This is a genomic window from Sphingomonas oligoaromativorans (assembly GCF_011762195.1).
GTDB lineage: Bacteria > Pseudomonadota > Alphaproteobacteria > Sphingomonadales > Sphingomonadaceae > Solisphingomonas > Solisphingomonas oligoaromativorans.
Genome location: NZ_JAASQK010000017.1, coordinates 1 through 24,084 on the forward strand (window position 1 = coordinate 1; position 24,084 = coordinate 24,084).

General features: G+C 64.0%; 15 protein-coding genes and 1 pseudogene. 9 read left to right on the forward strand and 7 right to left on the reverse strand.

Going from position 1 to position 24,084, the window contains the following annotated elements:
• Window positions 1-134: 134 nt before the first annotated feature.
• From FHS98_RS18090 to epsC, 4 genes are all read left to right on the forward strand, one after another.
• A complete protein-coding gene (locus FHS98_RS18090) occupies window positions 135-1,028 on the forward strand; it encodes a LysR family transcriptional regulator (protein ID WP_167108700.1) in 894 nt (297 codons plus the stop codon).
• A 166-nt stretch (window positions 1,029-1,194) separates the two neighbouring features.
• Window positions 1,195-3,414: an alpha-amylase family protein gene (locus FHS98_RS18095; protein WP_167108703.1), complete on the forward strand. Its 2,220-nt coding sequence runs from the start codon at window positions 1,195-1,197 to the stop codon at window positions 3,412-3,414.
• Window positions 3,415-3,595: 181 nt separating this feature from the next.
• On the forward strand, window positions 3,596-4,237 hold the full coding sequence (locus FHS98_RS18100; protein WP_341786105.1) for an RBBP9/YdeN family alpha/beta hydrolase: 642 nt from the start codon (window positions 3,596-3,598) through the stop codon (window positions 4,235-4,237).
• Window positions 4,234-5,127: a serine O-acetyltransferase EpsC gene (epsC, locus tag FHS98_RS18105; RefSeq protein WP_167108706.1), complete on the forward strand. Its 894-nt coding sequence runs from the start codon at window positions 4,234-4,236 to the stop codon at window positions 5,125-5,127. The genes FHS98_RS18100 and epsC overlap by 4 nt, the downstream gene beginning before the upstream one ends.
• A gap of 136 nt (window positions 5,128-5,263) precedes the next feature.
• Here epsC and FHS98_RS18110 read toward each other — a convergent pair whose 3' ends face one another.
• The 3 genes from FHS98_RS18110 to FHS98_RS18120 all read right to left on the reverse strand — a co-directional run bounded on the left by FHS98_RS18110 (window position 5,264) and on the right by FHS98_RS18120 (window position 9,477).
• Window positions 5,264-7,723: a TonB-dependent receptor plug domain-containing protein gene (locus FHS98_RS18110; RefSeq protein ID WP_167108708.1), complete on the reverse strand. Its 2,460-nt coding sequence runs from the start codon at window positions 7,721-7,723 to the stop codon at window positions 5,264-5,266.
• A gap of 38 nt (window positions 7,724-7,761) precedes the next feature.
• Complete coding sequence (locus FHS98_RS18115) at window positions 7,762-8,526, reverse strand: gamma-glutamyl-gamma-aminobutyrate hydrolase family protein (RefSeq protein WP_208402379.1); 765 nt, start codon at window positions 8,524-8,526, stop codon at window positions 7,762-7,764.
• A 198-nt stretch (window positions 8,527-8,724) separates the two neighbouring features.
• The gene (locus FHS98_RS18120) at window positions 8,725-9,477 is read right to left on the reverse strand and encodes an SDR family NAD(P)-dependent oxidoreductase (RefSeq protein WP_167108711.1); all 753 of its coding nucleotides are present in this window, start codon (window positions 9,475-9,477) and stop codon (window positions 8,725-8,727) included.
• Between the two features lie 115 nt (window positions 9,478-9,592).
• On the opposite strand from FHS98_RS18120, the gene FHS98_RS18125 reads away from it, so the two are divergent.
• Entirely contained in the window at window positions 9,593-10,504 is a 912-nt protein-coding gene (locus tag FHS98_RS18125; RefSeq protein ID WP_167108714.1) for a LysR family transcriptional regulator, read from the forward strand.
• 300 nt (window positions 10,505-10,804) lie between these two features.
• On the opposite strand, the gene FHS98_RS18130 is transcribed toward FHS98_RS18125, so the two are convergent.
• From FHS98_RS18130 to FHS98_RS18140, 3 genes are read right to left on the reverse strand one after another with little or no spacing between them, the layout of a single operon-like run.
• Entirely contained in the window at window positions 10,805-12,241 is a 1,437-nt protein-coding gene (locus tag FHS98_RS18130; protein ID WP_167108717.1) for a family 43 glycosylhydrolase, read from the reverse strand.
• Between the two features lie 14 nt (window positions 12,242-12,255).
• Entirely contained in the window at window positions 12,256-12,954 is a 699-nt protein-coding gene (locus tag FHS98_RS18135; RefSeq protein WP_167108721.1) for an acetylxylan esterase, read from the reverse strand.
• 55 nt (window positions 12,955-13,009) lie between these two features.
• On the reverse strand, window positions 13,010-14,719 hold the full coding sequence (locus FHS98_RS18140; RefSeq protein ID WP_243848109.1) for a carboxylesterase/lipase family protein: 1,710 nt from the start codon (window positions 14,717-14,719) through the stop codon (window positions 13,010-13,012).
• A gap of 402 nt (window positions 14,720-15,121) precedes the next feature.
• On the opposite strand from FHS98_RS18140, the gene FHS98_RS18145 reads away from it, so the two are divergent.
• The 3 genes from FHS98_RS18145 to FHS98_RS18155 are packed head-to-tail and all read left to right on the forward strand — an operon-like array spanning window position 15,122 to window position 20,701.
• Complete coding sequence (locus FHS98_RS18145; RefSeq protein ID WP_167108724.1) at window positions 15,122-17,791, forward strand: glycoside hydrolase family 3 C-terminal domain-containing protein; 2,670 nt, start codon at window positions 15,122-15,124, stop codon at window positions 17,789-17,791.
• Window positions 17,792-17,819: 28 nt separating this feature from the next.
• Window positions 17,820-18,806 (forward strand): alpha/beta hydrolase, encoded by a 987-nt coding sequence (locus tag FHS98_RS18150; protein WP_243848113.1) that lies wholly within the window; start codon window positions 17,820-17,822, stop codon window positions 18,804-18,806.
• A 5-nt stretch (window positions 18,807-18,811) separates the two neighbouring features.
• Complete coding sequence (locus tag FHS98_RS18155) at window positions 18,812-20,701, forward strand: NPCBM/NEW2 domain-containing protein (protein ID WP_167108727.1); 1,890 nt, start codon at window positions 18,812-18,814, stop codon at window positions 20,699-20,701.
• A gap of 594 nt (window positions 20,702-21,295) precedes the next feature.
• On the opposite strand, the pseudogene FHS98_RS19175 reads toward FHS98_RS18155, so the two are convergent.
• Window positions 21,296-21,428, reverse strand: a pseudogene (locus tag FHS98_RS19175) (IS91 family transposase); the annotation flags it as partial.
• A gap of 45 nt (window positions 21,429-21,473) precedes the next feature.
• On the opposite strand from FHS98_RS19175, the gene FHS98_RS18165 reads away from it, so the two are divergent.
• A complete protein-coding gene (locus tag FHS98_RS18165; protein ID WP_243848111.1) occupies window positions 21,474-23,675 on the forward strand; it encodes an O-linked N-acetylglucosamine transferase, SPINDLY family protein in 2,202 nt (733 codons plus the stop codon).
• Window positions 23,676-24,084 lie beyond the last annotated feature (409 nt).

Genomic DNA, 24,084 nt, shown 5'->3' on the forward strand with positions numbered 1-24,084 from the left:
CCACCCGCTACGACAAGACCGCCCTGTCCTTCGCCAGCTTCCTCAATCTCGCTGCCATCCGCAGGTGGTTGCCGCACTTTGTCAACGCAACCTAGATCGTGCAATCCGCATATGGCTGTGAGATTTATTCAACAATGGCGCGCCAACCCATCAACGATCTTCTCGCCCTGCGCACCATCGCGCGCGAGCGCAGCTTCACGCGCGCCGCGGCGCAGATCGGCGTTTCCCCCTCCGCGCTCAGCCACGCGATCCGCGCATTGGAGGAGCGGGTCGGCGTCCGGCTGCTGACCCGCACCACGCGGAGCGTCGCCCCGACGGACGCCGGCGAAAGGCTGCTGGATGCGATCGGTCCCTATCTCGACGGGATCGAGACCGAACTCGCGGCGCTCGGCGCGCTGCGCGACAAGCCGGCGGGGAGAATCCGCATCACCACCGGCATCCACGCGGCGCAGACGATCCTGTGGCCGGCGCTCGCGAAACTGCTCCCTGCCTATCCCGACATCGAGGTCGAACTTGCCGTCCAGACCGGCTTTGTCGACATCGTCGCCGAGCGTTTCGATGCCGGCGTGCGGCTCGGCGAGACGATCGGGCAGGACATGATCGCGGTGCGCATCGGGCCGGACATGCGGATGGCCGCCGTCGGATCGCCCGGCTATTTCGCGGAGCATGACCCGCCGGCGACGCCCCACGATCTTGCGGGCCATCGCTGCATCAACCTGCGCTTCCCAACCTATGGCGGCCTTTACGCGTGGGAGTTCGAACGATCCGGCCGCGCGTTGAACGTGCGTGTCGAAGGCCAGTTGATCGTCAACGAGATCCTCCTCGCCCGCCGGGCCGCGCGCGACGGCGCGGGGATCGCCTATCTGCCGGAGGATTATGTGGCCGAGGATATCCGCGAAGGCCGCCTGACGCGGATACTCGCGGATTGGTGCCCGCCCTTTCCCGGCTATCATCTCTATTATCCCAATCGTCGCCAGCGCTCGCCGGCCATGACGCTGCTGGTGGAGGCCATCCGATTCCGCGGATGAGACCATGCACGCCGGCGGGTGAAGCCCGTCCCATCGTCTTGCCTCCCAGGATGATAGCGGTCACATTCGATCGCGGTGACCGAGAGCGGCATTCTCGTGCGGGAAGCGGAGGCGCTTCACCCATCCGCGGCACGGGCGAGCCGCCGGGCGAGAGGAGAGCATATCCATGGAAAGCACGCGCCGCGATTTCGGCATGATGGCGGGCGCCGCCATCGCAGCGACAATGGCGGGCACCGGGACGGCAACCGCGGCCGGACAAGGCCCGGCCCAGCGCCGCTATCCGCCCGACGCCTGGCACCAGAGAATGAAGCGGATCGTCCACGTCAACTTCAACGAACGCGACCCGGAGCATTTCGATGTCGAGGCCTGGGCGGGCTATCTGGCGGCCGCCCAGGCGCAGATGACCTATCTGAGCGGCACCAACGTCGTCGCCTTCTACCCCACCGCCCTGCCCGATCTTCCGGTGAGCAAATGGCTCAATGGCCGGGATCTGTTCGGAGAATGCGCCCGTGCCGCGAAAGCACGCGGCATCCGGGTCATGGGGCGGTTCAGCATCGACATTGCCCAGAGCGCTCTGGCCGAAAGGCATCCCGACTGGTTCTGCCGCACCCGGGACGGGGCGCTGGTGCGTCGATCGCTGGTGGGTGCGCCCGACGATCCCTCCGCCTCGTCCGAATATGCGCCGACCTGCCAGTTCAGCAGCTATTATACGGACTTCGTGCCCGCGCTGTTCAATGAGATTCTGTCCCGCTATCCCGTCGACGGCATCTATACCAACGGCTGGCCGAGCCCCGATGCGGTCGTCTGCTACTGCGCCAACTGCCGCAAGATCGGCGATCCGCACAGCCGCGAATATCAGGATGCCTTTCTCAAGCGCGCCGTCGATCTTTGGGCCACCTATGATGCCCTCGTGAAGAGGCACGATGCGCGGCTGATCTTCACCGGCAATCTTGGCGGCGGCTTCCAGGGCGGCAATCTCGACCTGTCGCAGCTTGCCGCGATCGCGCCTTGGTTCATGGCGGACAATCAGGGGCGCGGCGGGATCGGCGCGCCAGCCTGGGATGCCAGCCAGCAGACACGCATCGGCCGCGCGATCGTGGGCGACCGGCCCGTCACCAACATCACCGCCGCCTACGAGATCGCGGGCGATATCCGCTGGCGCAACGTGACGGGCAATCCGATCGAGGTGCGTTCCCGCATGTTCCAGACGCTCGCGGCCGGCGGCGTCATCCATTATCACTGGCTCGGCTACCAGCAGGGCTTTGTCGAGGATCGGCGCTGGCAGCAGATCGGGCGCGACGTACTGGGCTGGCAGGCCGCCAACGACCGCCATTTCCACAACATCCGCTCGATCGCCAACGTCGCGCTGGTCGTGTCGCAGCGTTCGAACCGTCTCTACGATCCGCCCGCCGGCACCGACACGCAGGATGCGGTGCAGGGCATGTACCAGATCCTCACCGAGATGCGCGTTCCCTTCGACGTGCTGCTGGATAGCCAACTGACGCCGGAGGCGCTCGCCCGTTATGCGGTGCTGATCCTTCCCAACATCGCCCTGATGAGCGACGCGCAGGCGCGCGCGATCCGAACCTTCGTGCAAAACGGCGGCTCGCTGCTCTCCAGCTTCGAGACCGGGCTTTACGACGAGAATGGAGCCCCACGGCCGGAGTTCGCCCTGGCGGATATCCACGGTATGCGCCGGATCGGCAGGCGGGAAAGCTATGGGCGGGCTTCCACGGCGACGCGACCGGCCTTTCCGGGCTCGTCCGCCATCCAGCGGATCGGACGGCGGCATCCGATCCTCGCGGGCTTCGAACAGACCGACTGGATACAGGGATCGAGCTGCCGCGTCCCGATCAGCGCCGACGGAACACCGATCCTCACCTTTGTCGCCCAATATCCCTGGTATCCGACCGAGGGCGTCTATAGCCGCCAGCCGCACACTCCTTACCCGACGATCGCGGTGCGCGAGGAAGGCCGATCGCGGCGGGTCTATCTCGCCAGCGACATCGAGGCCGGCTATTGGCGTTCGGGCGCCGGAGACCTCGGCGATCTGGTGACCAACGCCATACGCTGGCTGTTGGCCGACCGGCAGTTGATCGCGGTGGAGGGCGAAGGCCTCATCGAGATCCATGGCTGGGAGACCGAACCCGGCTATGCGCTCCATCTGGTCAACTTCACCAGCCCGGCCTTCCGCGCCTCCGCCGCCCGCAGCTTGTGCCCGCTCGGCGACCAGAAGGTGACGATGACGCTTCCGGGCGACCGCACCATAAGGCAAGCCCGGCTATTGCGAGCCGGCCGGCCCCTGTCGGTTCGGCAACGCGGCACCATGATCGAATTCACGGTGCCAAGGCTGGTCGATTACGAGGTTGTGGCGCTTGAGGCATGATTTCGCCGCTGCCCAAAGAGCAGGCCGCAATCCGCTGGGTGCGGCTCCCGCGGATGCCTCGGTCTGGGTTCCCGCTCGCTCGCGAAGACTTAATGTCTAGTCATTAAGTAGAGATTTATTGGCAAGGCCGGCGCCTTATCATAGCCACGGGCTCAGGAGCGGCGCGCGCAAGGAGCCGATAGTGACGGCCAAATTCGACGAACTCATCATCCCCGGATTATATGACAGCGGCCCCGACCATTGGCAGACCCGCTGGCTGGAGGCCCGGCCGAATGCGCTGAAGGTCGAGCTGGGCTCCTGGGAAGGGCCGGCGCCGGAGCCATGGATCGTCCGCCTCGATCGGGCGATCGCGAGGCGGCGCAACCCGGTGTTCCTGATAGGCCACAGCCTTGGCTGTCTGGCCGTGGCCTGGTGGGCGCAGCAAGCGTCGGCCGACCGGATCAACAAGATCCGGGGAGCGCTTCTCGTGGCGCCACCCGACGTTGATCGCCCGGACGCGCATCCTCTCGTCCGCCCCTTCGCGCCGGCTCCGAGGAATGCGCTCCCTTTCCCCAGCATCCTGGTTGCGAGCCGGACGGATCCCTACGCGGCCTATCCGCGCCTCGCCGATCTCGCCTCGGCATGGGGGTCGGAACTGGTGGACGCCGGGGACGCCGGCCATATCAACGCCGAATCCGGTCTGGACGACTGGCCCGACGGGCTGGCGCTTCTCGACAGGCTGCGTTTCGGGGATATCAGCCGCGCCGCCGCCTATCGTCGCCCGCGGCTGCCCGCGCGTCGCGTTGCCCGCATCACTCCCCCCACAAGGAGCAGACGCGCATGACGGAGCCCGCCGAACCGATCTTCCCCGGCAACATCGAAAAAGCGATCGAAGACCTGCGGAGCGCACGGCAGGATTGGCGCGTCGAGAATGCGCGCCATGCCGAGCTTGGCATTCATTTCCCATCGCGCGGCGCCCTGAAGCGGGTTTTGAAGGAACTCACCTCGGCGCTCTTCCCGTTGCGCTTCGGCCCCCCGGAACTCACCGCTTCCAACGAGAATGCCTATGTCGCCGCCACGCTCGAAACCACACTGGATCAGTTGGCGGCGCAACTGATCCTGGAGTTCGATATCCCGGACATCGACGGGAAGCGCAGGTCGGCCGCCGACAAGGCGCTATCGATCGTCAGCGCCCTCACCTCGCGACTGGGGGACATCAGGCGCACGCTGGACGCGGACGTGAGGGCGGCATATCGGGTCGATCCGGCCGCGCACAGCGTCGATGAAGTGCTGCTGTCCTACCCGTCGCTCATCGCGATCATCCATCATCGCGTGGCGCACGTCCTTTATCGCCATGGTGCCCGGATCGTGCCGCGCTCGATCTGCGAGATCGCCCATCGATACACCGGCATCGACATCCATCCGGGCGCCCAAATCGGACCGGGGCTGTTCATAGATCACGGCACGGGCGTGGTGATCGGGGAGACGGCCATTCTCGGGTCCGACGTGCATATCCATCAGGGCGTGACGATCGGCGGGATCGGTCGCGTCCGTGGCGAGAGACGTCATGCCTCGGTCGGGGATCGCGTCACGCTCTTCCCCGGCGCCGTCCTCCTCGGCCCGATCACCGTCGGCGCGGATAGCGTCATCGAGGCCAATGTCGTCTTGCGCGAGAATGTCCCCGAGGGTGCCGTCGTGCAGGCGCCTCCTCCCCACATCGGTCGCCGGGCCTGAACGGCGGAAGGTTCCGGCACTGGCCGGACTTCGCCGATCCATCACAGCATTGCCATCCGGGGTGATGACGATCCGCCGTCAGGCTCGTCATCACCCGCCTTTCAGAGCCTCCGCCCGATGCCGCCTTTCCTCATCGTCACCAGTTCACCCCCGCCCGCACATAGAGATACCGGCCGTTGAAGCCCCAGGGCGAGTAATAGGGGAAGGGCGTCACGCCGTTATTGCTCAGTGCGGCCGGAACGACCTTCGGATAGGTATCGAGCAGATTGCTGACGCCGAGCGCGATCTGCGGCCCCTTCCTGGGCTGATAGCGCAGTTCAAGATCGGCGATCGCCTTCTTGCCCGTATCGAGATCGTTGGCCGCAAGCGTCGCGGGCTGGATGACATTGCCATAATAGGTCACCCGCGCGGTCGCGCCGACCACACCCGACGACCAGTCGAGCGTGCCGGTCACCTTCTCGCCCGGCGTCCCGCTCTCCAGCGAGATGATGCGGGTGCGCGCGAACAGCGCGGGCGCGGGGGCGAGATTCGCCGCCGTGTTGGTCGGCACCCGTGTCACGTCGATCTGGTTGACGTTGCCGGCCAGCGTGAAATCGAACGTGCCGGCGCTCGCGCTCTTCAGGCGATAATGGGCGACGGCATCGATGCCCTTGGCGGTCGAGGCAAGGCCATTGATGAAGAAGCGCGCAGCAGACACGTTCTGCGGCCCGAGCAAAGCCGCGATCTGCGGACTGAAACTCGCGCTGATATTCTCGGACAGGCCGAGTTCGTTGCGGATGTGGATGCGATAGGCATCGATCGTGACATCGAGACCACCGAAGCGGATCACCGAACCGACCGACAGGTTCGTCGACCTTTCCGGTTGCAGGGGCTTGCCGCCCAGCGCGGTGCCGACGGCGCTCGTCGAGGGGAAGGTTCCGGTCTGCACCGGCGGCTGCCCGTTGGAGAGAATCTGCTGCGCGATCGAGGTGAAATATTGCTGCTGAAGCGCCGGCGCGCGGAACCCGGTCGAGGCGGTGCCGCGCAGCGCGAAATGCGGCGAGAAATCGTAACGGGCGGAGAATTTGCCAGTGCCTGTCGTGCCGAAATCCGAATAATGCTCGCCACGGCCGGCAAGGCCAAGCAACAGCTTGTCGGTCACCTGCGCTTCCAGATCGAGATAGGCCGAAACCGCCTCGCGATGGCGCGACACCTCATTGGCCGGTGAGAAGCCGGTGAACCCCTGCGCCCCCGGCGACGCCGTGAAGCCATTCTGGGCAAAAGCGCCGACCCCATAGGATTCCGGCTGGCCCGCGTCGATCTTGAAGCCCTCGCGCCGCGCCTCGACGCCGAAGGCGACGTTGAGCGACTGGAACAGGTCGAACTTGCGGGTGATGTCGACGCCGCCGACGAGCTGGTCGTAGATCAGCGCACCATCGTAGAAGTCGCGCGGGCTCGACGCACCGAGGCTGTAATTGGCGGAGTTGAGGGTGCGGAAGTCGATCCGGTTGCGGCCATAGCTCACATTGGCGTCGACCGACCACTCCCCCAGATCGCCCTTCACCCCGATGGCCGAGTTCAGATCCTTCGAATGCGTGTTGATGAGCGGCAGGAAGCCGTTCGCATAATCCGGGTAGAGCTCAGCGACGGTGGCCGCGGGGCTGCCATTGGCCGCCGGAATGGCGACGGCGCTCGCCAGGCGCGGAAACGCCGCCGAGGTCGAATCGCGATACTGATAGCCGAGCCAGCCATAGAGCTTCCAATGGTCCGTCAGCGAGGATCCGAAATTCGCCCAGCCGCTATATTGCTTCACATCCGGGTCACCGAAACGCGAATCCACGACCGACGGCGTGATGCGGGGATCGAGATCGCTCCGGTTGGTCGGCAAGCGGCGCTGATACTCGCCCGAGATGGTGATGTAGCCATCCTCGCCGAACCCGATCCCCTGCCACGCCGACGCATTGACGCTATGCTCACCGGTCACATGGCGGCTGCTGCGCGCGGCATCCACGTCGGTGTCGTAGAAGCCGTAGGTGACGGACGCGCCGCCGCCCGAACGGGCCTGACGCAAGCGCAGATTGACCACGCCCGCGATCGCGTCGGAGCCATATTGGGCGGACGCGCCGTCACGCAGCACCTCGATCGTGTCGAGCGCCACGGTGGGCACCGTGTTGAGATCGACCGCGGCCGCGCCGCGCCCCACCGATCCGTTGATGTTGAGCAGCGCCGACGTATGGGCGCGCACGCCGTTGATGAGCACCAGCGTCTGATCGGGCGAGAGCCCGCGCAGCGTTGCCGGGCGGATCGCGTCGGTGCCGTCCACGGCCGCCGAGCGCGGAAAATCGATCGAGGGCGCGATGGACGCGAGCGCGGCCCCCAACTCGGTGGTGCCCTGCTGGCGCAGACTGGCCCCGCTCAGCACATCGACCGGAGAGGCGGTGTCGAGCTTGGAGCGACCGGCAACACGCGTGCCGGTGACGACGATCTGCGCGTTGTCGTCACCGGCGTCGATCGCGGACGCAGAGGATGTCGACGCGGAATCCGCCTGGGCCAGGGCAGGCCCCATCCATCCCAGGGCCATCGTACCGGCGAGCATCAGCGAACGGCTGGAAATCATTGCTTTTCCCCTTGTTTTTTGCGTGTTTTCAAAGCCCCTTACGCGGCCTGCCAATGCGTCGGCCCTCTGCTGGCGGCGCGGCCGAAGAGCCGGAAGAACGCCCGACTGTCCGGGTTGGTCTCGACATCCCATTCCGGGTGCCACTGGACGCCGACGACCGGGGCACCGCAGGGCTCGGCCCAGACCGCCTCGATCAACCCGTCATCGGGCGCCAGGGCTTCCACCGCGAGCCCGTGCCCAAGACGTTCGATGCCCTGCTGATGGACGGAATTGACCCGCCGCCGGCCACGTCCGAGAGCTTCCGACAAGGCGCCCTTCCCCACGATTTCGATCTCATGATGGTGATCGAACAGGTCGTCGGACGAGCATCCTGCCTCGAAGCGGTAATGGCCGCTCTCGCCCACATCGGGGCTGAGCGTGCCGCCGAACAGCACATTGAGTTCCTGCAAACCGCGGCAGATGCCGAAGACGGGCTTGCCTGCCTCGATCATCCGCGATGCCAGCGAGAGCGCGACCTGATCGCGCCGGGCGTCGAGTTCCTGCCCCTCGGGCAGCGCCGCGCCGCCATAGCGGCGGGGCTCCAGATTCGAGCAGGATCCGGTGAGAAGCAATCCGTCGAGCAGCCGCGCGACACCCGGCACGTCGACGGCCTCTGGAATGGCTGGCACGAGCAGCACCGCAACGCCCGCATATCTGGCGATCGGCGCCACGAAACGGCTGGCGACCGCCTGCGTCGCGCGTCCGTCGAGACTGCGATTGCAGCAAAGCACGCCCACGATCGCCGGCGATGCCGCCTCATCCATGCCCGCCGCTGCCCCCACGAACCATACCTCGAACGGTTGTCGAGGGGCCATACTCTATCCGAAGAGTAGGGATTGCACCGCAGTTTTGCTTTAGCCGTCGCAAGCGCGCTTCATCCTGCCGCGTTCATGGCAGTCCCGCGCGACGATGGGCCGGGCGGCGCCCCCATAGGGATGGGCACCACCCGGTCCGCATGATCCTCAAATCTGGGCCTGACCGCCGTCGACGAACAGCTCGACACCGTTGACGAAGCTGGCCTCGTCGGACGCCAGGAACAGGACGGCCTTGGCGGTCTCCTCGGGCTGGCCGACGCGGCCGGCGGGGATCAGGCTCGCCAGATAGTCCTTCGTGCCCTGCGCCTGCTCGCCACCGCCGAACAGCTCGTCCAGACCGGCGGTGTCGGTAACGCCGGGGCTGATCGCATTCACGCGGATGCGCCGATCCTTGAGATCGAGGATCCAGTTGCGGGCGAAGTTGCGCACGGCCGCCTTCGTCGCCGAATAGACGCTGAACGCCGGGGTGCCCGAGATGCTCGTGGTCGAACCCGTCAGGATCACCGAGGCGCCGTCCTTAAGAAGCGGCAGCGCCTTCTGCACCGTGAAGAGAACGCCCTTCACATTGGTGTCGAAGATGCTCTGATAATGCTCTTCCGTGATGGTGCCGAGAGGCGCCATCTCCCCGCCGCCGGCATTGGCGAAGACGACGTCGATCTGGGAATGCTTCTGCTGGATCGCGTCGTAGAGGCGATCGATATCGGCGAGCCTGGACATGTCGCCGCGAACGCCGGTGACACGGCCGCCGATCTGCTTCACGGCCGCGTCGAGGGCCTCCTGCCGACGTCCGGTGATGAACACCGACGCGCCCTCGGCCGCGAATGCCTTCGTCGTGGCGAGGCCGATGCCGCTGGTCCCGCCGGTCACCACCACGACCTTGTTGTCGAACTTGTTCGTCATCGCCTGTCTCCTTCGAGTGTCCGGCAGAGCGCCGGTGCCCCTCGTAGATGCAGCGAGAACGATGATGCCTGTAGTCGGTAGATGTGGCACTTAGCGTTCCATAGGAGGAACGCTGATGCGGATCGATCTCAACGACTATGCCTATTTCGCCGAGGTCGTGGCCCATGGAGGGTTTGCTGCGGCAGGCCGCGCCCTGCGGGAGCCCAAGTCGAAGCTCAGCCGGCGTATCGCGGGGTTGGAAAGCCGTCTGGGCCTGCGCCTGATCGAGCGGTCGAGCCGCCGCTTCCGCGTGACCGACACGGGACAGGCTTTCTACGAGCGATGCCGGGCGATGCTGGCGGAAGCCGAGCAGGCCGAAGCGCTGGTCATGCAGGCGCAGGCCGAGCCGCATGGGCGCATCCGCTTCAGTTGCCCGACGGGGATGCTGGAGCCGATCTCCGGTCTCATCTCCTCCTTCCTGGCCCGCTATCCCAGGGTGCGTCTCCAGCTCGTCGCGACAGACCGCGCCGTCGATCTGATCGAGGAACGGATCGATCTCGCGCTCCGGGTGCGCGCGAGCCTCACCAGCGACGCGGCGCTGACCATGCGATCGCTCGGTGTATCGACCCGCATTCTGGTGGCCAGTCCTCAGCTCGCCAGCCAGGTGGCAAGCATCGAGCAACTGGCCTTCCTCCCCGCGCTCGCGACCCATGACGCCGCGGACGATCTCGAATGGCATCTGGAAGCCGAAGACGGCCGCAAGCATATCGTCCGCGTCGAACCGCGCATGGGATGCGAGGATATGGCATCCGTTCGCCGATCAGCCATCGACGGCCTTGGCGTGGCGATCCTGCCCGACCATGTCTGCCGCGACGCGCTCGACACCGGACTGCTCGTGCGCGTGCTGCCGGCATGGCGTGGATTGCAAGGCATCGTCCATCTGGTCTTCACGACCCGCCGAGGTCTGCCGCCGTCCGTCCGGGCGCTTATCGATCATCTGGCGACAGGTTTCCCGCGGGATGTCATGACGGCCAAGCCGGCGAAATAGCAGTGGAACGAGAGCGCGAACCGATGATGGCTTCCAGGGCCAGGAGGATCGCAACGGAGCACGCCGTCAGCCTGATCCCCGCAAAAGGCGGATTTGGCGCTGCTGTCGACGGCCGCGAAAAGTGGCGGAGAGGGTGGAAATCTCGACTAAGCCATAACAAGTTGATTTTAATCAACCAATCCGTTCGACTTTGATATGATACCCGTATTCCACCCCGTGCCTTTCAGCAAAAAATTTTTGTGGCCGCTTATTCTGGCTACGCCAGCCTATGAGAAATTCAGCCCTGATTTTGCGTCAAATTCAGGGAACTTGGAAAGTCCATCGTCCGCTGTCGTCCGCTTTGAAGGGGGCGAGCACCGGCGTGCTGGCGCCGATCGCCATCAGCGCCAGCGGCTCCTTCGCATCGAGCGGCTGCTTGGGCATGATGCGATAGGTGCCGTCGATTAGCTGGTCGATGCGCCACAATTGCTCCGGGGCACCGGTGAAACTGGATTCGGCCACCACCCGATGGTCCCTCGTGGCGGCCAACGTCCGCGTGGTTCCCGCGATGCTGATCCGGTAATAAGGCGCCCCGAACGCCCCTCCAGCTTCAGGCACAGGGGTTATCGTCCACTGCTGATGCGCCCGGATCATATAGTCACCGAGATCGACCGATATCTCGCCAGCCGGCCAGCCGGCTGAATCCTCGGCCAGCGTCTGATTGGCGATCGGACCGAAGGGCTCATCCGAATTCATCTGGAACGCGCGGCGGAAATCGAAATTCATGCGGACGAAATCGGTCACGAGTTGCAGCGCCCCGCCGCTCCGTCCGGACTGGATCTCGTAGGTGCCGGCCACGACATTCTCGCCAGCCACAGGCCAGCCGTCCTTCCAGAGCAGCGGCTTGATCGCGAGCACACTGCGCCCGCTGCGATCGAGATCGGCCTCATAGTGCATCGAGAATTTCTGCACCGAATTGCCGAGATCGAGCAGGCCGAAATGGCCAGGGCCATATTGGCGCCCGTGCCCCGCGACCAGCAGCTTGCCGCCGCCCTTCAACAGTGGCACGCCCATATTGTCGACATAGGGGCCAGTCGGGCTGCGGGAACGACCGACGCGGATGTTGTAGGAGGAGTTCGGCCCATCGCAGCAGGTGCCGTGCGTGCCGAGCAGATAATACCAGCCGTTGCGATAAAGGAGGTCGGTCGCTTCCATGTCGATCGCAACGTCGACGGGCTGGTTGCCGGCGATGCGCTGTCCGGTCTTGGGATCGAGCTCGATGATACGGATCGAGCCGAAATACGTGCCGTAGCTCAACCACAGCCGGCCGTTCGCCAACAGAAATGCCGGATCTATCGCATCCTGGTCCTCGGTGCCGTTGCTCGACGCAACGGTGCCGACATCGTGATAGCCAAAATCCGGGGATTTCGGATCGAGCGTCCTGGTCCACATTACCTCGACGTTGCTGGCGTGGCCGCCGTTCATGCCGCCGCCGCCGATCGCATAGGCGACATAGTAGCGATCGCCGATATGGATGATGTCGGGCGCGACACCGCCACCAGGGCGCACACCACCCGGATTCCAGGTCCAGCCATCCTCCGAGACGAGGCCGCCGGCGCGTGTACCGAAGGTGTAATATTTGCCGTCTGAGAAGGCTATGGTCGAAGGGTCGTGGATGAACGGCTTGCCCGCCAACTGGGCGGAAGCTGCAGCAGGCAAGGCCAGCAGGGCGAGGCAGGCGATGGCAAAGATCCTCATGATAGCTCCCGCGATCAGCGCGTGGTGAGGGTGATGTCGCGGACGGCGTGGCCCTTCGCATCGAGGAGACGGACGCAGAAATCGCTCAGGCCCGGGCCGTTGATAACCGCGCCGCGAATGACGTTCCGGCCCTTCTTCAGCGTCAGCGGCTGCGAAACGACATCGTCCATCACCATGCGCCGGTCACCGAACAGCCCGGCCGCTTCCTTGCCGTTGACCCACCACATCGACGCCGAGTTGGAGCCGATGGCGAGACGCACATTGTCGATGTCGCGCGAGCTGTTCACGACCGTCACCGCCCAGAAGATCACCCCGTAGGTGGGCTTGCCGAGCCCCTGCGCGAAGTTGAACAGCTTGACGTCGAACAACGACGAGTCCAGCGCATGCCAGCGAAGCGGCGTTGTCGCTTTCGCGATCTCCCCATCACGTGGCACACGCCCGAACTGTGCGGGATAGTAAATGGTGTTGAGCGCCTGTCGTACATAAGCAGGCGTGAATCCGGCATTGGAGCGGTTAGGCTTGACGATCGGCTCCAGCAGCAGCCAGCGCTGAAGGAAGCCGTCCTCATCCGGCGCTTTGGGGGCCTCGCCGGCAGGCGCAAAGAAGGGTGCGAGCCCAGCCTTTGTCGCCGGCGCCAGAGCCTCCGCAGCGACAGCTTGGGCGACCACGCACGCGGCCAGCACCGGAAGAAGCATCAGTCTCAGGCGCAGCATTCGCGTCATCCTCCGCTCGACAAGATGTGGGGACCGGTTGCAGACATAGGCTCGCTCAGCTCATGAGCAGATGCCGGACCTCGCTATCGGGATCGTCGGCCATCCGGCACTGATTGTCGAAGATCATCGTCTGGTTGTGGGCAGGATCGCTGGGACTCCAACTGAGCCCCGGCTGGCTGGGGTTGCCGGTACGGGCAAAGGTCGCCCATGCGGTCGCCATCTTCCTCGCGAGAGTCTGGGCCTCGGGCGTGTTGCCGGTGCCCTGATCACAGCGCTGGGTGTTGTCGAAGCAGAAGGCGAGCTCGGCGGTGTGCCAGGCGCCGGCCTGCCGATCGAGCTGCGGCGACTGCCATGTAAACCAGTATTGATAAGCCGGCGCCCCGCCCTGATCGTGCTTCAGCTTCGCCATCCGCTGGACCTTGTTGCGCTGGGCATAGCCGCCGACGCCGTAGGACAGGGTGCGAATGCTCTTCTCGGGATGGGCGCGCTTCATCGCGGCGATCAGCGCGTCCGCCTTCTGCGAGCCCATATCCTTGGCCAGCGTCTCGCGCCATTGCGCCTCGCTCGGGTTGGAACCCCAAGAGGTGCCCTCCTCACTGACCGAGCCGATCAGCACCGGCACATCGCGCGACAGGTCTGGCGCGGCATCGGTATAAGAGCGCATCGTGATCGTGCGCCCATCCAAGGTGGGCGCCCAGCCAACCCGCGGCGCGCCGTCCGAACCGAACCAGAAGGATCGCGGCCTCGGACCATTGATATCAGTCGCCACCTTGTTGCCCGCATCGAACAGCGTCTGCCATGGCATCTTCTGCAGCGCGGCCATGTCGGTCGGCCCGACGCCCAGTTCACGCACCACGCGCCGCGAAAATTCCCGCGATTGTTCGATCGAGGGGATGTTGCCGCCACCGCCCGACTGGATCGCCGCGCGGTGGATCATGCCCTTGCCCGCCGGCATACCTAGCAGCGTCGTCACCTTCGATCCGCCGCCCGACTGGCCGTAGATCATCACGCGATCGGGATCGCCGCCGAAATTCGCTATATTTTCCTGTACCCAGCGCAGCGCGGCAATGCAGTCCATCATGCTGCAATTGACCGATTCCTCATAGGCGCTGCCGCCGACATCGACGAGATCGAGGAAGCCCAGCACGTTGAGCCGATGGTTGATCGAGACCTGCACGACGTCATGGTGCCGCGCCATCTGCGCACCGTCGTGCGAAGCGAGTTCGTAGGAGGAGCCGAAGCTGAATCCGCCGCCGTGGAAATAAACCATCACTGGCCGGCTGCCGGACAGAGACGGGGACCAGACGTTGAGCTTCAGCATGTCCTCGCCGAGGAAACCGTCGGTCCATTGCTGCAGGAAAGTGTGCTCCACCGCGCGAAAATTGTGCAACGTCTGCGGACAGTTCGCGCCGTAGGCAAGCGCGTGATATTCGTCGGTCCATCGCTGCGGCGGCTTGGCCGGCAACCAGCGATTCTCGCCTTCCGTGGTATCCCCATAAGGTATGCCCTTGAAGGTGAAGACGTCGCCGGAGACATAGCCCCGCACCGGGCCGTATTGCGTGCGCGCGATCGCGCTGCGCGGTGTGGAGCAACTGCCCTGTCCGCCAGCGGAAGGCATCGCAGCAGCCCTATCAATCGGCGTCGCTACAGCCGCGCCGATCAGCGCTGACCCGAGCAGGGCCTGGCGACGATCGATATGTACAGATGATCCAGTCATCCCCTCTACTCCCGGACGCGGATCGTCTCGCCCTTCGCGGCGATCCATTCTGGTAACTGGTCGACCCCATTCGTGCGTTTCGGGGATAAAGCCAAACCCAGCCTAAGAGATCGCGCCTCGCCTCGTCAATACTCTGACAAATAATTGTCAGATTAATTAGCATAATCAGAATCGGTGACCGACATGTCAGCGCGAATCTCTCGAACACAAAGCAGGTCGCCCATTTTCCGAATACCTTTCCATGCGAGGGGCATGAAGGCGCGATCTTTACGCTACCAACGGGAAACGCATGAAAAATCAGACAAACATTCCAATCTGTGATGGCTGATGGGGCTCTGGCGACATGGATATGGTGGACGAACCGCCTCCCTCTGCATATGGATAGCGCTACCATCGCCGGTACAAGAACCATTCGTCCCTCCCGAGGACGGCCGCCGGCACAGGGAGGATATGCCTTTGGTGAATTGGTTGCGTATCGCGGCGAGTGTGCTCGGCTTGATCGGCACAGGCGCCTTGACTGCCGAGGTTCAGGCGCAGGGAACGCCGCCGACGGTCAATCCGGTTATGGAGCAGGCACACGCCATGGCGGCGGCGCTCGTAGGAAAGATGACGCTCGACGAAAAGCTCGGGCAATTGCTCAATGTTGCTCCGGCAATACCGCGCCTTGGCATCCCAGCCTACAATTGGTGGACGGAATCGCTTCATGGGGCGATCGGCTCCGTGCCGACTACCAATTATCCCGAACCCATCGGGCTTGCCGCCACCTTCGAAACGCCGCTGGTCCATCGCGTCGCCTCCGACATCAGCACCGAGGTCCGCGCGCTGCACACGCTAGGCCGCGAGACGGGGCATCTCGGCCATATCGGCACGGGCCTCGATACGTGGTCACCCAACATCAACATCTTCCGTGATCCGCGCTGGGGGCGCGGTCAGGAAACCTACGGGGAAGATCCGTTCCTCACCGCATCGATGGGCGTCGCCTTCATCCGCGGCATCCAAGGGCCGAATCCCGATCTGCCTAACGTGATCGCGACACCCAAGCATTTCGCGGTCCACAGCGGGCCGGAATCGACACGACACGAAGCCAATGCCTTCGTGTCGACGCATGACCTGGAAGACACCTTCCTGCCTGCCTTCCGCGCCGCGATCGTCGAGGGGAAGGCCAATTCGATCATGTGTGCCTACAACCGCGTCGACGGCCAGCCGGCCTGCGGCAGCGACCTCCTGCTGAGGCGGCACCTGCGCGGCGCGTGGGGATTCCAAGGCTATGTCGTGTCGGATTGCGATGCCGTGGTCGATATCTCCGAGCATCACAAATATGCGGCCGACCCGGCCGCCGGCGTTGCGGTGGCGCTCAAGGCCGGCGTCGACAACGAGTGCAACGGTGGAACGCTGACCGACACGCCGCATCTGAGCAACCGCTACAAGCAGGCGCTCGATCGCGGCCTGATCAGCATGGGCGACATCGATCGCGCGCTGATCCGCCTATTCGCGGCGCGCTACCGCAACGGAGACCTGCCGGGGCTTCCCGGCCGCGCACCGCAAGCCGTTCCCGTCAGCGCGATCGGCACCGCAGAGCATCAGGCATTGGCGCTGGAAGCATCCGAGAAGAGCCTCGTGCTACTCAAGAACGATGGCGTGCTGCCGCTCAGGCCGGCGACGCGGATCGCGGTGATCGGGCCGCTCGGTGATGCGACGCGCGTGCTTCGCGGCAATTATTCCTCGGCGCTCAGCGCCCCGCCGACCTCGGTCTATGACGGCCTGCGCGCCGCGATGCCGAAAGCGACCGTCACGCTGGTGCCGTTCGGCGCCTCGATCACCGACGGCGATCTGGTGCCTGACACGGCACTGCTGACGCCAGATGGCAAGCCGGGCCTCAAAGCCGAATATTACAACGCCAGCGCCCGCCTGGCCGCCGACGGCGAAACGCTGTTCGATGCGAAGCCAGTCGCTGTCCGCACGGAGCGCAACGTCTATTCGAACGCCGGGCAGCTCAAGCAGGTTTCCGATCGCAACAAGGTGGTGTGGGCGGGCTTCCTCGTGGCACCGGAAACCGGCACCTATCGCATCGCCGTCACCGGGGTGAAGGGAGCGCTGGAAGTGGACGGCAAGCCGGCGGTGCAGGCGGACACCTATTCGCGCTGGGCAGAACCGTTGAAGCTCACAGAGGTACGGCTCGAAAAAGGCCGCCGCTACCCGCTCCGCTTGCAGACCGAAACCGGCGTGTCCGCCAGTCCAGCGATCTTCTGGAAACGTATCTCGACTAACCCTGATGCCGATCTCGCAGCCGGCGCTGCCAAGGCCGACGTGATCGTCGCGGTCGTCGGTCTCACCTCCGATCTCGAGGGCGAGGAGATGCCGGTGAAGGTTGAGGGCTTTTCGGGCGGGGACAAGACGTCGCTCGAAATCCCCACCGACCAGCGCGAGTTGCTGCGCAAGGCCAAGGCGCTCGGCAAGCCGCTCGTCGTCGTGACGATGAACGGCAGCCCGATCAATCTCTCCTGGGAGAAGGACAATGCCTCCGCCATCGTCGAGGCCTGGTATCCCGGCCAGTCGGGCGGCCTCGCCGTCGCCAACATACTGTCGGGCAAGACTGATCCGGCGGGCCGGCTGCCGCTGACCTTCTACCGTTCGCTTGCCGATCTGCCAGCGTTCGACGATTATGCGATGAAGGGGCGGACCTATCGCTATTACACCGGCACCCCGGTCTATCCGTTCGGCTACGGCCTCAGCTACACCAGCTTCGCCTATGCCCCTCTCAGCGTACAGCCGGCGGCCGGCGGTGCCCAGAACGGGCTGCACGTCTCAACCGAACTCCGCAACATCGGCCAGCGGGCGGGCGACGAGGTGGCGGAGCTTTACCTCACTTTCCCCGCTGTTCCCGGCGCGCCGAGGATTGCGCTGCGCGGCTTCCGGCGGGTGACGCTCAAGCCCGGCGAGCGGCGGACGATCGCCTTCGACCTGTCATCCCGCGACCTGAGCGCGGTTACGGCTGACGGCGTGCGGGAGGTGATGGCGGGCGGTTACCAGGTCAGCGTCGGATCGGGCCAGCCCGGGACCGGCGTCCCCGTCCAGACGGCGCGCTTCTCGGCGCAGCAATCGGCGCCACTGCCGCAATAGGAACCCGTTGGAGGATCAGCGCATGATGATGACATTCCTTCGAAGTGAAAGCCCGTGCCGACAGGCCCGGCCGGCCGGATGCCAGGCCCTTGCGATCGGTGCGGCGTTGTTCGTCGCCCTGCCGGCACAGGCCCAGAATGATGCGATGACGCCCATCCCGATTCCGACGCAACCCGGCGCGATCGCACTCGGAACCGGCCCACTTCCCGGCACAAAGGCACCGGAAACCTGGTACAGCCAATATGGTAGCCGGTTTGCGCGCAATGTCGCGATTGCCACGCTCACGCCGTTCCTCCCCGATCCGGCAAAAGCCACTGGAACGGCTGTCGTCGTGGCTCCAGGTGGCGGGTTCCAGACACTCTCGATGGAGAATGAGGGCAGCGACGTTGCGCGCGCGCTCGCCGCGCAAGGGGTCGCGGCGTTCGTGCTGAAATACCGGCTCCGTCCCACGCCGGGCGACATGCCCGGGTTCGAGCGTTCGATGCGTGAGATGTTCTCCGGCACAGCACGCCGGCCCCAGCCCGATCCACAGAATGAAGCCGCCAATCTCGCGCCACAGATCGCGGATGCCGACGCGGCTTTTACGCTCGTCCGAACCAACGCCGCCAAATGGCATGTCGATCCAACGAGGGTCGGCATGGTGGGCTTTTCCGCCGGCGCGATGCTGACCATGACGACGACGCTCGCAGGGCGGGACAAGCCGGCATTCATCGGCATCATCTACGGTCCGCTCGCAGCGGTAAAAGTACCCGAAAACGCACCACCGATGTTCGTCGCGCTCGCCAGCGACGACCCGTTCTTCGCCCATGGCGGGTTCGGGTTGATCAATTCCTGGCTGACCGCCAAGCGCCCCGTCGAATTCCACTTCTACGAACAGGGCGGCCACGGTTTCGGCATGTACAAGAAGGATACCACCAGCACCGGATGGTTCGATGCCTTCACAAGCTGGATGAAGATGCACGGCTGGCTCAATCCGCCCCGGCAGTCTGCGCGCGCGAACAAGCAAGCACGGTGACCGCCATGAAAGCTCTGCTGATTGCCTGTGCAGCCGCTGCACTCGCAACCCCCGCCCTCTCGGCGGATCTCCTGGCTCCGACCGGACGATGGTCCGCCTATAGCGCCGGGCCAGCCGCGACTCCTCCGATGGGATGGAGCAGCTGGAACGCCTTCGGGACCAACATAGACGAAACCAATATCCTCGGCTCGGCGCAGAGGATTGTCGACAGCGGGTTAGCCGCCAAGGGGTATCGCTACATCAACATCGACGATGGCTGGGCAGCGAAACGCCGGGCTTCCGACGGGCATTTGATCATCCGCGCCGATCGCTTTCCATCGAGCCGCGTGGGCGGAAACACGCCCACGTTCAAGCCATTCACCGATCGGCTTCATGCGATGGGGCTGAAGGCCGGCATTTATTCGGACCTTGGCCGCAACACCTGCTCCGAAGCCTATTCAACGACGCAAGACGACCTCCCCAAGGGCAGCATCGCGGAGCGGGAAGTCGGCCTCTACGGCCATATCGACCAGGATATCGCCCTTTATTTCCGGGATTGGGGTTTCGACTTCATCAAGGTCGATGGCTGCGGCCTGCGCGATTATGGCCCGGCCAGCGAGCGGGTCCGATCGGGCCGGTTCCGGGCGCTTGGCCCGATCCTCGATTCCGGGTCCGTGTCACGAACCGACATTCCCGCGATCCAGGACTTGTTCAGGCACATCAACCTGACGCTCAAGGCCGACAACCCGGACGGAGACTACCTGCTCTCGCTGTGCATCTGGGGCGCGGCGAACGTCCGGGCGTGGGGCAAGGATTATGGCGCCATCTCCCGAACCAGCGACGACATCGCTCCGGCCTGGGGGCGGCTGCTGGTCAATTATGACAGTGTCGTCACTCGCTCGCTCTACGCGCATCCAGGATCGTGGAACGATCCCGACATGCTGTATATCGGCGCCGGGGATTTCAATGCGGAGCATCTGACCGAGGCGCGCTCGCACTTCGCACTGTGGGCAATGCTTGACGCGCCGCTGATGATCGGCGCGGACCTGCGCAAGATACCGCCTTCGCTGATGGACATCTTCGGCAATGCCGACATCATCGCGCTCGATCAGGATCCGGCCGGCAATCAGGCGACCCTGGCCTATGATTCCAGTGACGTGCATATCCTCGTGAAAACGCTGGCTTCGGGTGACAAGGCCGTGGCGATTTTCAACCGCGGTTCGGGCGCCTACGATGTCGATCTGCACGCCTTCCACCTGAAATTCGCCGACAATGCGCCGATCGAATTGACCGACTTGTGGAGCAAACGGGAAACGAACTTCATCGACCACGTCCGCCTGCACGTTCGCCCGCGTGAAACGCTGCTGTTCCGCGCGCATGGAACGCGGGCGCTGAAAGGGGGCTATTATCTCTCGGAAATCCCCGGACGCGTGAACCCCGCTGTCGATGGCGTGACCTATCCCACCCCCGATCCGACGATCTTCCGAACGGCAGCGGGGTGGGCCGGAACCAACGGCGCTGGCGACCGGCCGACCTATGCAGGCTGGGGCGGCGCGCGCGCAGACAGCACTCCTTATGGCCAAGTCCTCCAGATTTCGGGAAAGCCATTCAGGGCGGGGATCGGAATCCTCGCCAATTCTCGAATGGAGGTCCGTAACGACGGCGCCCGGCAGTTCAAGGCGGACGTCGGCGTGGATGACAGCGCGACGGACAAGAGCCATAGCGTGGTTTTCTCGATTTATGGCGACGGCAAGCTGATCGGGCGAAGCCGGCCGCTCAAACAGGGTATGCCGGCCGAAGCCCTGGCAGCGCCAATCGACGGCGTAAGGCTGATAGAACTGGTCGCGCGCAGCACGGGCGCGCAAAACGAGCGCCTCCCCGTGACTTGGGGAGACGCGGCGCTCCTGGACCAGTAATGGCCCCCCCACCTAACAGGCAGGACAGGATGCGACAGAGACCAGGCTACTCGTCCAATAAGGGACAGGCGCGCCTGACAGTTCTTGTCCAGTTGGCAATGTCGGATCCTGCGGGCGCAATAAGTTCCGTTCCGAAGGCACGAACCGGTCTTCTCCGATCGCCAAGCCGGATGAACCTCGACCAGCTCAACGCAATCAGGCGAGAGGTTTCAAGGCGGGATCGTTCGATTGGCCCTTTGATGCGCACGAACGATCGTCCGGTTTCAGGATGGGCAAATCGGAAGCCTGACGGCGACAATCGTGAAGGATATCGAGTGCCAGCAGGCATACGAGATCCTCTAATGCAGAAAGCCGCGACGATCGGCGCAGATCTATGGGGAAAGCCGTTTTCGACGGGCCTTGAGGGCGCTGCCGCTTCCGCCCGAGGTGGCATTCCTGGACGCGTAGATACGATATCGCGGTGTGTCGGATATGGTAAGCAGTCCTATTGCCTGGTGTGCGGCGGTCGTCACAGTCTCCAGCACCCGCGGTTGAGCAGGGTTGTTTCCCGCAGCATCGTCACCGCGAAATCAGGGAAGACCAGGCCGTGCCGGGTCACGCCGCCCTCCTCCCGGTTGGCGGCTGCGCGGGTGGCGGCACACGCGCTTTGGCGCCAGCGCTCGATGGTCTCGATGACAAGCATATGGCTGCCACAGCAGGGACAAGGTGGACGCGTATCGGGTGGTTCGGTGCCGGACCTTGTACGTTGGCACTGTCCAATTGAGAGTCGCGCATGACACCTGAATCGATCCGCGCAGCCGTGGCAGAAGGGAGCCGTCATCATCAGGCGGGCCGTTTGGCCGAAGCTAGACTGCTTTATGAACGCGTTCTTGCCGCCGACCCGTTGCAGCCTGACGCGCTCAACTTGCTTGGGATGATTGACTATGCTGCTGGCAACAAAGACCTGGCGGTCAGTCGTATCGAGCAGGCGATCGCGATCAACCCGCGCGTGCCCGGCTTTCACACCAATTTGGGCTTGATCCTGCATGCCAGCGGCGACAACCGGGCGGCGACACGGGCCTTCCGACAAGCTCTGCAGATCAAACCAGACCACCTCGCAGCGCTGTACAATCTGGGAACCACACTGCAGGCGCTGGGTGACTTCGATGTGGCTGCAAATGCATATCTTGCGGCCCTGAGGATCAATCCTCGTCTGCGCGAAGGCTGGAACAATCTCGGCAATTGCCAGGCCAGAATGGGGCATGCGGATGCGGCATTGCAGAGTTTCAGCCGAGCAATACAGCTAGATCCAAGCTTCCACGCGGCGCGTATCAACGCCGCCGGTCTGTTTTTGACAATGGGCCGGTTTGATGAAGCAGAGCGGATTTGCCGGGAGGTGCTACAACAGAAACCGGATCAGGCTGAAGCACAGAACAATCTTGGCCTTGCGCTCATGAAGCTCAATCGGGCCGAGGAAGCGGCTGCGGCGTTTCGCGCTGCGCTCGGGATCAAACCGGACTATGACGATGCGGCGCTGAACTTAGGAAACGTGCTGTTCGAACTCGGCAGGCAAGACGAGGCTATTGCCCAATATATGGCAATCATCGCACGCTCGCCCGATCATGCCGCATGCCGGCTTGCACTTGCAGTGGCCACTATTCCAATGATGCCGTCTTCGGCCCTCCAAAGCGAGCGTGTGCCGCTGGATTTTGCGCAGGCAACTGCGGAGTTGGAAGAATGGACCGTTACGCATCCGGGCGCGTTGGCGCATGTGGCCGGCTTCGCCCAGCCATTTCTGCTTGCCTATCGTCCGCAGGATATCACGGAGCCGCTTGCCCGTTTCGGACAAACGATCTGTCGAGATGTCGCGCGGGCTGGCTCCCCTGGCAATTTTCCTATCGGTGCAGGTGCGAGGCGCTCACGGGTACGGCTCGGGATTGTTAGCGGGCAAATTCGCACACACCCGGTATGGCAAATTATCCTGCGCGGTATCCTTGAAGGCCTCAATCGGGATCGATTTGACATCCGACTTTACAATACCGGCCATCTTCAAGACGCCGAAACAGATTGGGCCGAGCGAAATGTCGACTATTATCAGCGGAAGCCGTTCTCCGTCGGAGGATGGGCCGATCATATCAGGCGCGAGGCGCCTGATATTCTCTTCTATCCCGAGGTCGGCATGGATCCGGTGACCGGGGCTTTGGCGTCGCTACGGCTTGCAAAACTGCAAGTGGCAAGCTGGGGGCACCCGGTTTCCACCGGATTGCCGAGCATAGACCTCTACCTCTCTGGCGATGCGATCGAGCCACCGGATGCCGAGGCACATTATACGGAGCGGCTGATACGCTTGCCCGGAACGGGCGTATTGACGCGCTCTGGCGCATCGCAGTCCCGCCGCTGGTCCGGTCCGCAGCGTCGACCGGGCCATGTTCGCTTTGCGCTTTGTCAGCAGCCGATGAAATTCGACCCGGCTGACGACGTCCTGCTGGCGCAGATAGCAAAGGAAATTGGTCCATCCGAATTCTGGATTGTCCAGTCACACAAACATTCCTGGGCCAGTGAGCGCCTCATGAAGCGCCTTTCGATAGCTTTCGAGGCTGCTGGGCTCGACCCTGCTCGCTACCTGCGCCTGACTCCGTGGATGGATCGGACCGAATTTGCAGGCTTTCTGGATGACATGGACGTGATGCTCGATTGCCCAGCATTCTCTGGTTACACGACAGCTTGGCAAGCCATTCATCGCGGAACGCAGATCGTGACGCTTGAGGGACGCTTCATGCGTCAGCGTCTCGCTGCAGGACTGCTGCGACAAATCGGTCGATCCGATGGCGTGGCCGCCGATGCGGAACATTATGTTGCCCTCGCTGTGGAATATGGACTCCGAAGCCGGAGTGAACCCGAACAACTTCGCCGTAGCATGGCAGCGGCGGCTCCTCGCGCGGACGGGAACATCGAAGCGGTAACGACAATGCAACGGCTCTTGCTGACCGCATAAAGGCGGGATTCCGCAGCCGAAATGAACCGTCTGACAAGTCACGCCTGATTGGCTTGCGATGAACGCCGGATTTGCACGCGAAAACGGCTCTGCTCGACCGCCTCCCCACCACTGTCATATCCTCGAAACTGAAGCGCACCGGGTTTGTCGGAGGCTCCAACTTCTGAGAAAGTGGAACCTGCATGAGCAAAACGACGTATCCATCCGGCGGCGACCGCCTTGCGCTGACAGCCGGCGCCGCTCTTAACAGCACACTCAAGAGCGCTCTTTAGCGCGCACTTAGGAGCGGCGAATGGGCCAGGTCGCGGTCTACTCTGAGGTGGTCCCGCCTTCTTGGACAGTTTGGCGGCTGAGTTAAGCTAATCCCGGTTGTCGTTCATGCCGCCTGTTTGATCATCAGGTCATGGGG

Coding starts and splice junctions, on each gene's coding strand:
- FHS98_RS18090 (WP_167108700.1), top strand. CDS start 135: ATGGCGCGCCAACCCATCAACGATCTTCTCGCCCTGCGCACCATCGCG.
- FHS98_RS18120 (WP_167108711.1), bottom strand. CDS start 9,477: ATGACGAACAAGTTCGACAACAAGGTCGTGGTGGTGACCGGCGGGACC.
- FHS98_RS18135 (WP_167108721.1), bottom strand. CDS start 12,954: ATGCTGCGCCTGAGACTGATGCTTCTTCCGGTGCTGGCCGCGTGCGTG.
- FHS98_RS18155 (WP_167108727.1), top strand. CDS start 18,812: ATGAAAGCTCTGCTGATTGCCTGTGCAGCCGCTGCACTCGCAACCCCC.
- FHS98_RS18095 (WP_167108703.1), top strand. CDS start 1,195: ATGGAAAGCACGCGCCGCGATTTCGGCATGATGGCGGGCGCCGCCATC.
- FHS98_RS18130 (WP_167108717.1), bottom strand. CDS start 12,241: ATGAGGATCTTTGCCATCGCCTGCCTCGCCCTGCTGGCCTTGCCTGCT.
- FHS98_RS18145 (WP_167108724.1), top strand. CDS start 15,122: ATGCCTTTGGTGAATTGGTTGCGTATCGCGGCGAGTGTGCTCGGCTTG.
- FHS98_RS18165 (WP_243848111.1), top strand. CDS start 21,474: ATGACACCTGAATCGATCCGCGCAGCCGTGGCAGAAGGGAGCCGTCAT.
- FHS98_RS18140 (WP_243848109.1), bottom strand. CDS start 14,719: ATGGATCGCCGCGAAGGGCGAGACGATCCGCGTCCGGGAGTAGAGGGG.
- FHS98_RS18110 (WP_167108708.1), bottom strand. CDS start 7,723: ATGATTTCCAGCCGTTCGCTGATGCTCGCCGGTACGATGGCCCTGGGA.
- FHS98_RS18150 (WP_243848113.1), top strand. CDS start 17,820: ATGACATTCCTTCGAAGTGAAAGCCCGTGCCGACAGGCCCGGCCGGCC.
- FHS98_RS18115 (WP_208402379.1), bottom strand. CDS start 8,526: ATGGATGAGGCGGCATCGCCGGCGATCGTGGGCGTGCTTTGCTGCAAT.
- epsC (WP_167108706.1), top strand. CDS start 4,234: ATGACGGAGCCCGCCGAACCGATCTTCCCCGGCAACATCGAAAAAGCG.
- FHS98_RS18125 (WP_167108714.1), top strand. CDS start 9,593: ATGCGGATCGATCTCAACGACTATGCCTATTTCGCCGAGGTCGTGGCC.